The following is a 14,634-nucleotide window of genomic DNA, read 5'->3' as shown; positions in this document are numbered from 1 at the left end:
ATATTTTCTTGAACCTTTAAAAAAGGAGTTATTCGCTTTGCGATTGATTTTTAAGCTTCAATGTTATTGTTGGAAAATAAGAAAGAATGGTGAACGACTATGCCCTCAAAATTACTTCTAAATGAGATCAGAAATATTTTCTGGATTTTTCACACCAGTTATGATGAGATAATTCAGGAGCTAGAAGAACTGGATATTGAAATTGAAGTTGATGATTTTGACATTGCCTTACTGTCATTTCTGGAAACACTCTATGTATTAAATCTTGACAACAACATAGATGAACTGATAAACAAGTATCTGAACATATTAACTGGTCCTAAGGCTGCGATAATGATAAGGGAGGAAATAACTAAGAAAATTAAGGAAAAAGAGGAAAAGGAAGTCTGGGATAACTTGAGAGCTGCCTTATCTCAGGGTGAAATCGAGGAAATACAGGATCTGTTGGAAGGAACCACCAGTTTCATTAAGAAATGGCAAATCCAATGGACGAAAAAGAAAAACGAAGACCATCGAGGGCTCTATATTTGAATTATAATTAGTTTTTATAAAATAAATCCAATTTTAGATCCTTTTTTCCAATTAACCTAATTTTACGCATTATCCTTAAAAATACGATTACAACAATAAACATATAGATAATTTTATATCACTAACCTTGTTCTGCGATAAGGTTCAAGGCTGCAGCCAGAGCTGCTTTCCAGGCAATAAGTTCATTGTCAGCCGAAGTAATAATTATGGTGTCACCTTCATGCACATTAAAGGCTTCTCTTATCATTTTTTCTTCTTCTTGATTTAAATCTCGTATTGAGGGAATTGTTAGTTTTCCTTTTTTACAGATGATTGTGGTCGCTCCTTCAGCGCCCACTTGAATGGCTCTATCGCGCTGCCCTAACCCATCGGAAATCTTGTTAGAGGCGTTTATTAATCTAATACCATAACTATTTTCTCCCCTTATAACGAGGTTGCTTTCCTGAAGTTTCTTCTCTTCAACGATAAGCTTTCGGATTTCTTTAACTGTTTCTTCCCCCTCCTCAGTTAGAACATGTCCTTTTTTTCCTATGGGTTTGATTAAATTCAGCTGAGCGAGGCGTCTAAGCAGTGTTCTGACCACCCCTGGACCCAGCTTTAACTGCTCCTTGATTGTATATCTTCCTATTGGATACTTTTTCTCCGAGAGAAATAATAGCACCATCAATACATCATAGCTGTTAAAACTGGGTATAATTGTTGGAGATGTTTTTATAGATTCCAGTAATTCCCCTATTTTCATATAGATCAACCCTAACTCTTCTTATTTTTAAGAGTATATAAAAATATATTACTAAAATTTTATGAAATAAGTAATAATAACAAATGCCATTACAAAATTTTCTCTAAACATTACGACGAATAATTAGAGATATATTTTGTTAAATATATGGGTAAATTTAAAACTATTATGGAAATTGTTTTCTAAGTGGAAAATTGAAATCTGGATTTTGATTTAATTAATTTAAAATAATTTAAGTGAAGGGATTGTTTTTGTACAAGGACCTTGAACGAGATGTAATAAAGGCTGGAAAATGTGTTCTATGCGGGACTTGTGTCTCTGCCTGTCCCAATGATGTGCTTAAAGTAGACGAATGGGGTAAACGAATAGTGAGTGTGGGCAAATGTCCTATGGGCTGCACAGTCTGCACAGATATGTGTATAGGGCTGCACCCGATTCAAGTAGACCCTATCGAAATATTTGGAAATTTTAAAGAGGTCATCCAAGTACAATCCCTAATGACCAACGTCAAACAGTACTCATACTTCCAGTACCAGCGATTTTACCCTGATTTGGGAGGCATAGCTAAACCCAAAAGTGGCGTGGTATCGACTATCCTCATACACTTATTAGAGGAGAACATAATAGACTGTGCTGTAGTGGCTGGACGGAGACAGGACGATCCTTGGAGATCCTCACCCGCTATTGCCACTACTGATAAAGAGGTGCTCTATGCCTCAGGAACCAAACCCTTCCAGTGCCCAACCAATGCTGCTCTCATTGATGCTATAGTGAATTTTGATCGAGTAGCGCTAGTGGGATTACCTTGCCATATTGAAGGAGCACGAAGACTTGCCCAGAAGTATCTAGAATTTCGAGAAACATTAAAATATTTAATCGGTATACCCTGCGGCACAGTTTTTAGCGCTGAACTGTTAACAAAGCAGGCGTTGGAGATGGGTGTGGACATAGAGCGGATTGTGGCTGTAGATTTTGACAACGAGGTTTTCAAGGAGGAAAATCCAATAAAAAACTTAGGAATGTTCATAGTTACCGATGATGGAAAAAGGTACCCAATGAGTTTAAGTGAGTTTAAAGCCACCATGGCAAAGGAATGCATCAGCTGCAAGGATTTTGCTGCGGAATATTCAGATTTATCTGTGGCTACTCTAGCTGCTCCGGTTGGCTGGTCAACTGTTTTTATCAGAAATGAGAAAGGAAAAGAAATTATTGAGAATATGGTTAGTAAAGGTCTTCTACTCCAACGGCCTTTTAATTATGAAAAAATTGAGGATAAGGCAAAGCTGGAGGCTCAGGCGGAAATGGTTTGGTTAAAGAGTTCGCCCAAAACATGGATGAGCATGGTCACTCAGGCTTTAATGAAGAGACAAAGAACATACTATTAGCATTTATTAACCGCTTTAAGAATCGTTTCCATTTAAAAAATAAGGCTAAAAACTTCATCCTAAATCCACTTTTTTAACTTTGTTAACAGATTTTACAATTAGGATTTTTTGAAGCTTCACATATAATAAAGGTCATGTCTTCCCCATCAAAGAATAATAGTTTGCCAATCAATGGTTCACCTATGCCCGTGATTAGCTTAATTACTTCGGTTGCCTGCAAAATTCCCAATACACCCGGTGTTACTCCTGCAACTGGAAATTTATCTGCTTCTGGTGGGGTTGTTGGGAAAATGCACCTTAAGCAGGGCCCTTTTCCTGGTAATATCGTGGTCATCTGGCCTTGGAATCCGTATATTCCAGCGTGGACAAATGGAATTCTCTTTTTAACACAGTTTTTATTGATCATGAATCTTATTTCGAAATTGTCCATTGCGTCCACAACCACGGTTGCTCCTGCGACGAGTTCTTCTATATTTTGATCTGTGATTTCTATTTGTATTGCTTCCACTTTTATTTCGGGGTTTAATTCTTCTAATTTTTCTTTTGCGGAAATAACCTTGGGTTTACCAATATCTTTTTGCCAGTGTAGGATTTGCCTATTCAAATTACTAAGCTCTGAGCTTTCTTTATCCACTAAAACTAGGTTACCAATACCTGCTGCTGCCAAGTAGATGGATGCTGGACAGCCTAATCCTCCAACTCCCATAACTACAACTTTTGATTGTTTTATTTTTTTCTGACCTTTCTCTCCCCATTCTGAAATACGCATCTGCCTATCATATCTCTCCTTCTCAGATTTTGAAAGACTCATTCTTTTTAAACCTCCGTTGTTTTAGAGGAATAAAATAAGAATTCAAATGTTAATCGCTTTTCACTTTGAATTATATTTTGGAGTTTTTATTTTTCCTCCAACTTTAATGTGGTTATGATATATAATGCGTGTGACCAGGTTAGTGGTATTGCTGATTCTTTTTTCCAAATCTTCTCTCTTATTTGTTCTGGTAGTAAATCCAGATTATTTTTAGAGCGGATACACCAATCAATTAGTTTTTCAGCTTCCTCCTCTCTTCCTATTTCAAGCTTGTACCATGCTAGCCAAAGGGTGGTTAGTGTCCAGGGATTTCCGCCAAAATAATCATCATTTTCAAATCTAAAAATTCCTCCAGTTTCGGATTTTAAAACCTTCTCTAATTTAGCAATCGTCTTTAACATCTTTTTATTATTGGGTGGAATCATTTGAAAAGGTATCGAAACGCCTAGTAAGCTTATATCCGCTGTACAATCCTTAATATATTCATCACTGAAAAGTGACCTTGCGAATGTGCCTTCCTCTCTGTCCCAAAAATTTTCATTGAATCCCTCCCTTAACCTGTCGGAGGTAAAACTCCAAATGTCTTGTTTATCATTGTCCTCTACAATTAGTGCCATTTCCGAAGCCGCTTTTAGCCCAGCGTAAACTGATGCTGTGGTATAGGCATGAATACCTGTTCTTTCTTCCCAAATATCAATGCTGGGAGCCAATAGTTTATTCTCATTGACTAGTTCCGATAAATAATCCGCGGCTAGTTTAACCCTTTCCCAGTTACCATTTAAAAAATCATTATCCTCTGTAAATGCTATGTGTTCTTTCAAACCCCAAAGAAAAATTGCAGTTCCATCAATTTGTAATATATCAGAGTGCGATCCTATCAATCCCGCAGTCCAGTATCTCGGGTAAAGAAAACCAAGAGGATTAAGAGATTTAATGAGCCATTCATAAAATTTACGGGACAAATTGTGCTGTGCTGCACAGTCAAGAGCATAAGCTGCATAAACTCCATCTCTCACATAAACGTAACCGTATCCCCGACTAAATGAAAAATCCGCGTCAAATTCCGGGGCAGCCAAAATTCCTCCTTTTCTATCACACAAAAGTCTGATTGCTAGAACCGATCTTTCGAAAAGTTTACGTCTATTCTCATCTACTTTGGGTATTGTGGTTTTACTCAAAAAACTAATAGTCTCCTCTATATTATTCTCCAAAACTTTTTGATTGTCTAGTTTTTTCTTCTCTTCCAGTTTTGATTGTACTTCTTCTAGAGAATTTCCACAGCATATGAATATGGAAGCCTGGCCGATATCTCCAGGGTTTACATCTCCCAAGTTCCAGCATAAATAACCTGCCACATCTCCAATGGCATAGGTGCTTTCTGCAGTGCTCTTAGCTCTCATTCTTAAGCCAAGCTCTTTGTGTTTATCCGCTCTTATACACGAATAAGTATCCATATTTGCATTTGCTCCTAGAGCGAAAAAGTAGTCACGTTTATAGGATATCATCGATTGTGAAGTAGAATCATAATAAATCGCGTTGGCTCTTGGACAATCCATAATACTAAAATCACTATAAAATTCGAGTTTAAAATTTGAACTCTTAGAAGATTTATTCTCAACTTCCACCTTTATCACAATAGTATCTTCATCAGCAAGAGCAAAAACATTTCTTTTAACCCTAATGCCTTTCTTTCGACTAATGATTTGAATAACATTTGAACCTGGTAAATAACTAATTTCATTTTTCCAACCGGTACTAGACAGCCAACTAGTTGAAAAATTGTTAGCAATACCAACTTTGGTTTTAATAATATGACTGGGGAAATCGATTTCTGGCCAAAATATCTGGGTAATATCACCTGTGCTTCCAATAGTGCCCAAAATTTTTCCGTTTCCAAAGATTCCTTCTACGTCTAACTTTTTTCTCATGTAGCTTAACCCCGATGGCGATATCTAATAACGTAGTATTCTAAAATTTTGTTCATTTACTTACTTAAAATATTTGTTTCTAATATTTGTGGAGTAATTTTCAAACCATCCCATATTTAACATAAAACCTGTAAAATATAATAAGTTAAAAATTGTTATTTAAATAATTTATAGTTTAGCGCCATAATGCTTAAAACATAAACTAAAGAAATATTAAAGAAGAATATATATTTAAACTAAATATTATTAAATATTCTAGGAAGCGCGTAAACCATATTTATCTGTCAAAATCATAACCTTAATTTATCTCGCTGCGTTAATTTTTAGTAGGGTGCAAGTCATGCCAGTTTTCGGGAAAGACAAAAAGGAAAGTTACTTAGACTCCCCAATAAAAGGTAAACTTGGAAAAACCTCCAGTTCAAAAAAGGATTCGGATATATTAAATGACGTCAAGTTAGGGATAGAAAGACTTTCAGAGATTTTATCCACCTACCTATCCTCATTTGAGGAGAGATTAGGCACCATTGAAAAAAAGATCGGAAGTCTTGATGGCAGAATCGCCAATCTTGAGAAGAGGGGGAGGATGGGCGTAGGCAGTACCGGGAAAATCGTGGTCCCTTCAGAACTAGTAGAGGATGCCACTAGAACCAGACCAATAATAATTAAAGAAGCACAAGAACCAGAAATTCCAACAGTTGAAACAGAGCCAGTTGCTTCGGAGCTTCCAAGACCCATTATACCTCCCCCCATAAAACCAATCATAACGATTCCCAAGACGGTTTCAGAAGTCGAGACTCCAGTGGCAGAACCACCAACAGAAATTAAAACTGAAGAGTTTGAGAGTAAAATTTCACTTTCCAAGGAAGTTCCAGTGGCTGAAAACTTTTTTGACGAGTTAAGAGCACGTTTGGATAAGAAATCCTCTCAGCTTCCAGAAGAAAATCTATATCAGCCTACCCCAGAAAAAGTGGCGGTGGCTGGAACTAAAACAGCTCCTAAAGTTGCGACAAGTGAAGAAGGAGTTAAAACCGAAGATGATATTAGACTGGTACTGCAGCGTCTCAAAGATTCAATAAGTAAGAGAGAGTAATCCAAACCGTAATTTTTAAATCTGTCCCTGGCACAAGGATTAAAACCTAAGATAAAATATCGGAATTCTTACAGGAATCTTAGGCGGGAAAGCTCCCGACTTTAGTCTTGGGGAGTATCAACAGTGTTTGCTTGGGGCATTAAAGAATTTTTATTGGGAATACATCCTCTTCTTTGGCTAAGCCTATTATCTTTTCGTCTTTGTCTAGTATTGCATAAACTTTTCCGATTTCTATCTCAGTATCGTTTTTTAACAAGTTGATATTTACATAGATGTGTTCTTCTTGGCTTATGGGGTCTTTTTGTTTTTCTGACATAAACTGGAAATTCCCTTTGAACATTACCGGATAAGCGACAAGGGTAGGTACCGATTTTTCTTTTATAATTCTGTGCGGTAACATTGATAGATCATATTGTATTGCAGCCACCCCTGAATGGCTAGCATAAGAGGGATTAATCTGAGAAATATTATATATTTCAGTAAGAGCCGCTATGTCAGAGCGTAATAGAATGGGATCGCTTTTTTCAGAATACTCGCTCATTTTCGCTTGGTCTACCTCAATTTTCCACATCCAGTTTTTTAAATCAATCCAAATGGCTCCCGAAATCTTCTTTTTTTCATCGATTTTCATAAAACTGCCTCCTTTGATATGTATATAAGCTCTAATCCAGAATCTATAGATAATATATTTAATATTTTGTAATAAGGTTGGCTGATGATACGAGTCCCCATTATCAATATCACTTTAATCATGTTAAGAAATATAAAGGTTTAAAGACATCAGTAATAAGATATAGTTATTAAAAAAATAAATTTTTCCTCAGAATCTCTCAAATAGTAAAATGGATTAGAAGCGTGTAAATTTTTAAATGGAAATTAATATAGAATTTCAACAGTTTCATGTTTCTTGTTTATTAAGAATTTGTGAGCCTTGGAGGAATAATATGCACGATGTGCTTAGCCGTATTCACGGTTGTCTAGTTGGATTAACAATAGGAGATGCTCTGGGAGCAGTAACAGAGGATATGACTCCTTTCCAGATAAGGTCAACCTATGGTGTGGTAAAAGATCCCTTAAGTACGGAAATTACTGATGATACTATCTTAAACTTTCTAATAGCTGAGGCTTTAATAGAAAACAAAGCAAATGTAACGCATGAAATTATAACCAAGGCAGTTTTAAAGAGTGCTGATTGTCCTCGTTTAGGCCCCTCCACGAAATCCTCAATACTACGACTTCAAAAGAATCCCACAACAGTTTCTACTACCGGCAATACCAATGGAGCTGCCATGAGAACTTTTCCAATAGGATTATGCACACCTTATGAACCAGAAGTAATTTTAGAGAAAACCGTCACTTCCTCCTTGGTGACTCATGGAACCAGCAGTGCAATTGCGGCGGCTACAGCAGTTGCCTGCGCAGCCTCCGCTGCGGTTGAAGGATTTAGTGTGAATGAAATAATTGAGGCTGCTTTTGAAGGGGCAGAGATGGGTGAACACTTTGGTACCAAATCTGGTAAAAGTGTGGCATTCAGGATAAAATTAGCCGATGAACTTGTGAGTAGCCAAAAAGAACTGTGGGAGATACAAAAAATTCTTTATCGCGAAATTGGAGTAAGTGCTCTATCCTGGGAGTCTATACCCACAGCTCTAGCAATTTTTTCCGCTTGTAAAGGCGATATTAAAAAAGCTCTGATAATTACAGCAAACGCTGGAGGCGATACTGATACTCTAGGCTGCATCGTGGGAGGTCTTTGTGGAGCTAAAAACGGTATAAACTCTATTCCTAAGCGCTGGAAGCGATTCGTAGCAAGAATTGAACCGAAGATTCCCACCGGTAACGTACAAAAGGTTGCGCAGGATTTAACAAGTCTTAGAACAAAACTATACTCCGAAATGAAGTCGTTTTACTAAAAGACAGATTTATTAAGTGGCTTTGCCATTAAAGCTATATTTATATTCATTTAATAACAATTTAAAGTTAGAACTCCTAGATACCATATTACAGAAAGGGAGGTAAATTATTTGACAGGTAGTGTAAACATACTATTAGACGAGTACCATAATGAGGAGACCAAGGCCAGGATATTCAACGACATAAAGAACAGTATAGTAAACTGGGGTTTGGATCTCTATGTAAACTCTTCGGATCAGCTTTCTTCAAAGCTACTTGAATCATACAACGCTCTCGCAATTATCGGTCCCAGAAGATGGAGAAGAGAGTACGACTGGAAAGTGGAGGAAACTAGGGCAGTTATGCAATATGTTGAGGACGGTGGAGTACTATTAGTAACCCCCTCTCGAGGAGACAGAAACTACAAAATAACTTTCGCCAGGGAAATTGGCATAGACTGGTTGGGGATGAACTCGAAATTCGTCACTGATTTTACTCTACATCCTATAACTTCTGGAATTTTCAAGATTCACGCTCCTTGGTTCCGGGCAAATCTGATTCCTGAGTGGCAACAACTGGGAAGAGTTCAACTGGGTATAAGGTCTTTTCCCATATTAGCAGTTCGAGAGTTCGGTAAAGGCATGATGATTTTCGTAAGCAGTATTAATCTATTCTCTAAGGCTTTTCTCAAAAGGTTTGACAATGCTAAGCTTCTGCTAAATATGTTCAGTTGGATTAAAGAACTCGCTGAAGGAACAGGAATAAAAAGAAAGAAACCCAAAGTAGAAAAACTGGAGGTTTCTGAAGAAGAAAAAGCTAAGGTAGCCATAAAGATAAAGGCACCGGGACAAGCTAAGTTTTGCCCGCACTGCGGTGTTGAGGTTCCGCCTTTTGCAATTTTCTGTCCAAACTGTGGAGCAAGCATGGAGGAATAAACTCTAACCACAAAACTTTTTCATAAAATCCTCATTTTCACTTAATACATCCAATTTTAAGCCGAAAGCTTTCATGACGCTAAGGGTCTTTTGCACCTTGTTCTTTACTTTTGGCAGTATAGGTTTGCGGTGGCTCTGAACTGATCTGGTATAAAGTGGTGAAAGAATCTGCTATCCGCTTTATAAGCTCCCTTATATATTTTCTCAAAGTATTTTTTGGGGAAAAAACCTTTCATGAAAAAGAAGACAAAATAAGAAAAAAATGTTTCCGCCTTTGTAAGAACTCTTCTAAAACCCGCTAAGTAACCTGCTCTTTTTAACTCATTTATAGTAAACATGTAAGCATCGGTTTCTAGATCTCTAGGGTTTTTCTGCATCTTCAACACAATCTCACTTGTTCTCTGATCCAGGCTAGACCCGGTTCTACGACCCAAAAACTCTCCTAGCTTGGTCAGAAATATGCCAACCAATCCTATCAACATTATTCCCAGACGATTGGGCTCCTCCAAAATGGCCAAGTATCCTCGGGGTTTCAATATTCTTCTGCTTTCCATCATAAATGCTGAAAAGTTTGGGAAGTGATGTAGAGAGGATGAACAAATAACCAAATCAAAAGAATCATCTCTCAATGGTAGATTCTCACAGTCACACCTAATCCAAGAGATATCATCAGAAAACCCATATTTCTTCGACTTCTCAATACCTATCTTAACTATTTCGGAGCTGATATCACAACCCACCATTAAAGCCTTAGAACCGAAAGCCTTGAGGTTAAGAGCTATTTTTCCGGTTCCACAAGCGGCGTCCAGAATTAGAATCTTTTTGGTGGCATCAATATCCGCAAAATTCAATTCGGAATCTATTATGCTTCCATACTTGTAGGAAGTCTTTATATTAAAGATTTCATCATAATATTCACTCTCTATATCGTGTCGCAGTATATTGTTCCTCTTTATTCTCTGAGAATCCAGAATCAATGTAACACACCTTCGGAGTGTTAATCCAGTTATAATTTTTATAGTTTTTTAACAGCTAAGATCGGTTTTTCCAGCCTGCTAATAATGCTCTGAACTAGTTCTACGGCTGTATTCTTTTTTAGTATTTCAGCAATTCTGCATACCGCTCTTAAATTGTGAACCAAAGAGTCGAGCCACCTGAAAATATCGCCGGAATAGATGTAGAGTTCATACTCTCTTTCTATTAATTGGGAAATATTACTTGGTTTGAGTCCAGAGAATCTTAATTTGGTTATTTTCTTGGCTAACTCTATTTGGCTACATTCACAGAATGGATTGTCTTTGCATTTACAGTTGAAAAAATTCAGTATCCAGTTGGCGAAAATATCCAAAACCCATTTTTCCAACTTTTTTGGTTTCTTAGTTCTTGAAACATCCATTATATCCAATATTGCTCCTGAAAAGAATCTAGTTGGAAAGTTTGTATTATAGGCTCGATTCAGCTCTGCTTGCACTCTTGAGGAAAGATAAACTGATTCAAAAGGTTCTAATCTAATAGCAAGCTCCAGTGGATCCATATCGATATTCTCCTTAACAAAAACGGCTTTTGCAGGGGTCAGAAAGGAAACAGTGGCTGCCCGCCCTAAAGGTGAAATTGTTACTTCATTTCCGTTTCGGAAAATCATCGCACTCTTCTCGAGATAATCCAAAACCTTATCTAGGTCCACCGTTCTTCCAATAAGTTTTTCATAAAGATCCTTCAGTTCTGTAACTGTAATATTTTCTCTGACAGATATACTTGCTAATAATTGCTCTGCACATTGTTCCAGAGTATAGTTTGGATAGATTGCCTCTATTTTTCCTCTAAGTATCTCAATAGCCACTTCATCTTCAGTTTCTTCCTGGGCTGCATTATATCTATAACCAGGCTCAATAAGAATAACCACTTTTCCTCTTTCATGTTTTCCATATCTACCAGCCCTACCCGCCATCTGTTCAAAGTCCGCTACTGTTATCCATTCTCTCCCCTGGGTTAGGGACTCAAAAATCACTTGGCTAGCAGGGAAGTCTACGCCTGCACCCAAAGCGGCAGTGCTAAAAACTGCAGCTATAATTCCTGTCGTGAATCCTGTTTCTATCCTTTTTCTTTGAGCGTAGGTTAAGCCTGCATGATATGCTTCTGCAGTTATGCCTCTATCCCTAAGTATTTCTGCCAGTCTGTGGGCTCTTCTTCTAGAATAGGTGAAAACAATTGTCTGACCCCGAAAACCAAATTTGCTTATTTTCTTAAACTCGCTTCTGACCAGTTTTTCGATAAATTTTATTTTGTCATTCGAGTTTCTGGCAAGTATTAAGTGTCTTTCCAAAGGTACTGGACGCTTATTGGAAACCACTGGTTTTAAGCCCAGATTTTCTGCCAATTCTTCGGCGTTACTGACGGTCGCAGAGAGACATATAATTTGGGCATCGGGATAGAGTTCTCTAAGTCTTATAATTATCCCGTCTAGTTCTGGTCCTCTATCCTCATCATCCAGCATCTGAATCTCATCTACGATGATGGTTTCGATTTCTCCTAGTTCGGGGTAACGCTGCAAACGTAACAGGTAGTCGAGTGCCTCATAAGTGGCTGAAACTAAATGAGCGTCTATAACCTCGCTATCCACGATTACCAGTTCCTCGTCTCCCACATCAATCCTACTCATTCCCACCCGAATAGCTGTCCTAATCCCCAGTTTCTCATATTTCGTTTTAAACTCTAAATACTTTTGGTTAGCTAGAGCCACGAGAGGGGCAAGGTAAATCATTTTCTTTCCTTGGAATGCTTTGGGTAGGCCAGCAAGCTCCCCTATCAGGGTTTTTCCGCTGGTGGTGGAACTCACTATCAGCAAATTCTCTCCTTTTAGTAATCCGGCCTCTATGGCAGAGATCTGCACTGGCATTAGTTCAACAATTCCACTATTGGATAGAGCCTGGGTCAATTTTAGTGGTATTGGAAGCTCTTCTAAACTCATAGTTCTCATTTCTTCGTCGGCTTCGATAGTATCATATAGTGTTAAACTTGCATCCTTTGCTGGATCAAAATTTGGAGACAAAATGGTTAGAATACTTTCCAAATCTCTTTTTTTAGCCAAAATATTCCAAAGTCTCTTTTTCATATCCGGTGAAATATTGGCGCCACTGAATTGTAATTCCCTATCCAATTCTTCCCTCACACAGTTCCAACACATCTTTTCTCCACGAGTATAAAATGTGTTATCTTTACCAAGAACGGTTAAGAAATCATCAGCTAGGCAATACTTGCAAAATTTTAATATTTCTCCTTTTTTAATTCCAAAATCTCTAAACATTTCTAAAATATGTTCCTTGAACTCCTCAGGGAAATCCGAATTAATAATTATCCTCCTAGCGTTACGCAACAGTGAGATGAACTCCCTAGGCTGAATATAGGACTGTCTCCCATTTGAAGAAGCTCTGATGCGGAAGGGTCTCAAAAGATTGTCTTTGGGATTATAAAACTCCACCAATAGACGGAGATCCGGCTTTACTCTTCTTAGCTTAGGGTTACCCTTAAAGAGCATAACCTCTGCATTAAATTCCTTATTTTTCTGAGCGAAAGTCAGTACATAGTTTTTAGGGAATGCTTCCAATAGTTACAACTCCGTTCACAGGAAAAGTAAAGTGGGTTCCGACAATCATTATGATAATTTTTCGAAACGACTTAAAACTGGTATCTGTATGCTTGTCTTCACATATTAGTGGTGGGCTAAATTTTTTTCTCATATTTTAGATAGCAAAGATTAAAAATCGTTCACATCCCTTTAAAGATGGTGGTGCTTGAATTGAAGGTCACAGAGCAGATTTTTTACTTTCCAGGAATAAACTTTGACTGCAATGTATTCTTAATAAAAGATGATTCATCAGGTGAGCTTACCCTCATAGACTGTGGAACCGGCTTTTTCTTCGATCGCCAGATACAAAGAATTTCACAAGATGGGCTGGATCCTCAAAATATTTCACGCGTGATATTAACACATGTACATTTTGATCACAGCGGGGGACTGATAAATTTTGTAAGGGAATACTCCCCAGAGGTAAATGTTTTTCACCTTGAAGCTGATAGCATAGAAAAGGGTGGAAACGGTCTCCTACTGGCAAGAGAATTCGGCCTTGAGTTCACCCCCACCAAGGTTCACAAAAGACTAAAAGAAGGGGAAATAATTAAAGCTGGTAGTTTTAACTTGGAAGTGCTTAACACGCCGGGACACACCAAAGGCAGTATATGTCTCTACGATAGGAACAGTAAGGTGCTTTTTTCTGGTGACACTGTTTTTACTTATGGTAGTTTTGGCCGGGTGGATTTTCCCACCGGGGATTCCCGACAAATGATTCAATCGCTAATCGAGCTGAGTAAGTTAGATGTTCAATACCTGCTCTGTGGACACTTGGATATAGCGACAAAAAATGCAAATGAACAAATTAAGCTTTCAGTAAAAAATGCTCGACTCTGGGTTTAAAAAATTTTTTAAGTTGGTAACTTTTTTGGAATCCTCTTTCGTCGTATAAAATTGTTTGCCTTTAGTTTTGTTTAAAACAGGCTATTGGGCTGAGTCATCGACAACGTAGCGGTAGATGATTGTTTTGCCCGCGGTTTTACTATCCCTTATTATTTTTATTATGTCTCCCGCCTTTACTCCGATTGCTTTAACGGCGGGGTCAGACACTCTTATCCAAGGAAGGTCTTCTTTTTTAATATTGTATTTCTCTAAGATTTTGCTGTATTCTTGGGGCTCTGCTATCTCATGTTTTGGAACAAGGTAGTGATCAAATATGTTCAGTATGGGGTAGTCTACGATGAGTTCTATGTTACTGTCTGTTGCAATCTCTCTGGCTTTGGGTGTGCTTCTTTTTCCTCCTACCAGAAAGCCTTTTGAAGCCCCTTTCTCGTCCATAATCTCTTTTAAACCACGCACCAGGGCTGTTCCTATGACTTTTTGGGCATCATAACTTCTAATTATGAAAATGGTTTCTTCCCCATTTTTTATGGCTTTGATGAGGCGATAATTCCCTTCTTTTTTCTCTTCGATTTCTTTGACTTCGTAACCTCTTAATTTCAAGAAACCGATAATTTTTTCCTCAGAACTCAATTTATCACCCTTAAAAGTGGTGAAGCAAATTAATATATAAACACTAGGTATAGTACAAATAAAAATCTAATTAAAAAGATGAAAAATATATGTATCTATAATCACTTTTTAATAATTTCTTTTTTACATAAAAGATTTTTAAATTATTAAACTCTAAAAAAAGATATTATTTATTATTATAATATGAGATACATTTATCCTCTATAGTTGATAAAAAT

13 protein-coding genes are annotated in these 14,634 nt (G+C 37.5%); 6 read left to right on the top strand and 7 right to left on the bottom strand.

What is annotated here, in order from left to right; all coding sequences use genetic code 11:
• Positions 1-99: 99 nt before the first annotated feature.
• Positions 100-531 (top strand): hypothetical protein, encoded by a 432-nt coding sequence (locus ACUVXA_RS06785; protein WP_445870488.1) that lies wholly within the window; start codon positions 100-102, stop codon positions 529-531.
• A 121-nt stretch (positions 532-652) separates the two neighbouring features.
• Here ACUVXA_RS06785 and ACUVXA_RS06780 read toward each other — a convergent pair whose 3' ends face one another.
• Positions 653-1,273: a DUF4443 domain-containing protein gene (locus ACUVXA_RS06780; protein ID WP_445870487.1), complete on the bottom strand. Its 621-nt coding sequence runs from the start codon at positions 1,271-1,273 to the stop codon at positions 653-655.
• 251 nt (positions 1,274-1,524) lie between these two features.
• On the opposite strand from ACUVXA_RS06780, the gene ACUVXA_RS06775 reads away from it, so the two are divergent.
• Positions 1,525-2,658, top strand: coding sequence for a Coenzyme F420 hydrogenase/dehydrogenase, beta subunit C-terminal domain (locus ACUVXA_RS06775; RefSeq protein WP_445870486.1), 1,134 nt, complete (start codon positions 1,525-1,527; stop codon positions 2,656-2,658).
• 82 nt (positions 2,659-2,740) lie between these two features.
• On the opposite strand, the gene ACUVXA_RS06770 is transcribed toward ACUVXA_RS06775, so the two are convergent.
• Positions 2,741-3,469 (bottom strand): HesA/MoeB/ThiF family protein, encoded by a 729-nt coding sequence (locus ACUVXA_RS06770; protein ID WP_445870485.1) that lies wholly within the window; start codon positions 3,467-3,469, stop codon positions 2,741-2,743.
• Positions 3,470-3,555: 86 nt separating this feature from the next.
• A complete protein-coding gene (locus ACUVXA_RS06765) occupies positions 3,556-5,397 on the bottom strand; it encodes a glycoside hydrolase family 15 protein (RefSeq protein ID WP_445870484.1) in 1,842 nt (613 codons plus the stop codon).
• 340 nt (positions 5,398-5,737) lie between these two features.
• On the opposite strand from ACUVXA_RS06765, the gene ACUVXA_RS06760 reads away from it, so the two are divergent.
• Positions 5,738-6,487, top strand: a complete 750-nt coding sequence (locus ACUVXA_RS06760; protein WP_445870483.1) for a hypothetical protein — start codon at positions 5,738-5,740, stop codon at positions 6,485-6,487.
• A gap of 139 nt (positions 6,488-6,626) precedes the next feature.
• Here the strand turns inward: ACUVXA_RS06760 and ACUVXA_RS06755 are convergent, their stop codons facing one another.
• On the bottom strand, positions 6,627-7,118 hold the full coding sequence (locus ACUVXA_RS06755; protein ID WP_445870482.1) for a hypothetical protein: 492 nt from the start codon (positions 7,116-7,118) through the stop codon (positions 6,627-6,629).
• Positions 7,119-7,431: 313 nt separating this feature from the next.
• On the opposite strand from ACUVXA_RS06755, the gene ACUVXA_RS06750 reads away from it, so the two are divergent.
• Positions 7,432-8,400 (top strand): ADP-ribosylglycohydrolase family protein, encoded by a 969-nt coding sequence (locus tag ACUVXA_RS06750; RefSeq protein WP_445870481.1) that lies wholly within the window; start codon positions 7,432-7,434, stop codon positions 8,398-8,400.
• A 111-nt stretch (positions 8,401-8,511) separates the two neighbouring features.
• The gene (locus tag ACUVXA_RS06745) at positions 8,512-9,315 is read left to right on the top strand and encodes a zinc-ribbon domain-containing protein (protein WP_445870480.1); all 804 of its coding nucleotides are present in this window, start codon (positions 8,512-8,514) and stop codon (positions 9,313-9,315) included.
• Between the two features lie 104 nt (positions 9,316-9,419).
• Here ACUVXA_RS06745 and ACUVXA_RS06740 read toward each other — a convergent pair whose 3' ends face one another.
• Complete coding sequence (locus ACUVXA_RS06740) at positions 9,420-10,292, bottom strand: methyltransferase domain-containing protein (RefSeq protein WP_445870479.1); 873 nt, start codon at positions 10,290-10,292, stop codon at positions 9,420-9,422.
• Between the two features lie 38 nt (positions 10,293-10,330).
• Positions 10,331-12,919, bottom strand: a complete 2,589-nt coding sequence (locus tag ACUVXA_RS06735) for a DUF5814 domain-containing protein (protein WP_445870478.1) — start codon at positions 12,917-12,919, stop codon at positions 10,331-10,333.
• A gap of 192 nt (positions 12,920-13,111) precedes the next feature.
• Here ACUVXA_RS06735 and ACUVXA_RS06730 point away from each other — a divergent pair, with 192 nt between their 5' ends.
• Entirely contained in the window at positions 13,112-13,786 is a 675-nt protein-coding gene (locus tag ACUVXA_RS06730) for an MBL fold metallo-hydrolase (protein ID WP_445870477.1), read from the top strand.
• 81 nt (positions 13,787-13,867) lie between these two features.
• Here ACUVXA_RS06730 and ACUVXA_RS06725 read toward each other — a convergent pair whose 3' ends face one another.
• Positions 13,868-14,416, bottom strand: a complete 549-nt coding sequence (locus ACUVXA_RS06725) for a DNA-directed RNA polymerase subunit H (protein ID WP_445870476.1) — start codon at positions 14,414-14,416, stop codon at positions 13,868-13,870.
• Positions 14,417-14,634: the final 218 nt, after the last annotated feature.

The organism is Candidatus Jordarchaeum sp., from assembly GCF_052745115.1.
This window is presented reverse-complemented; position numbering and strand designations above follow the sequence as displayed.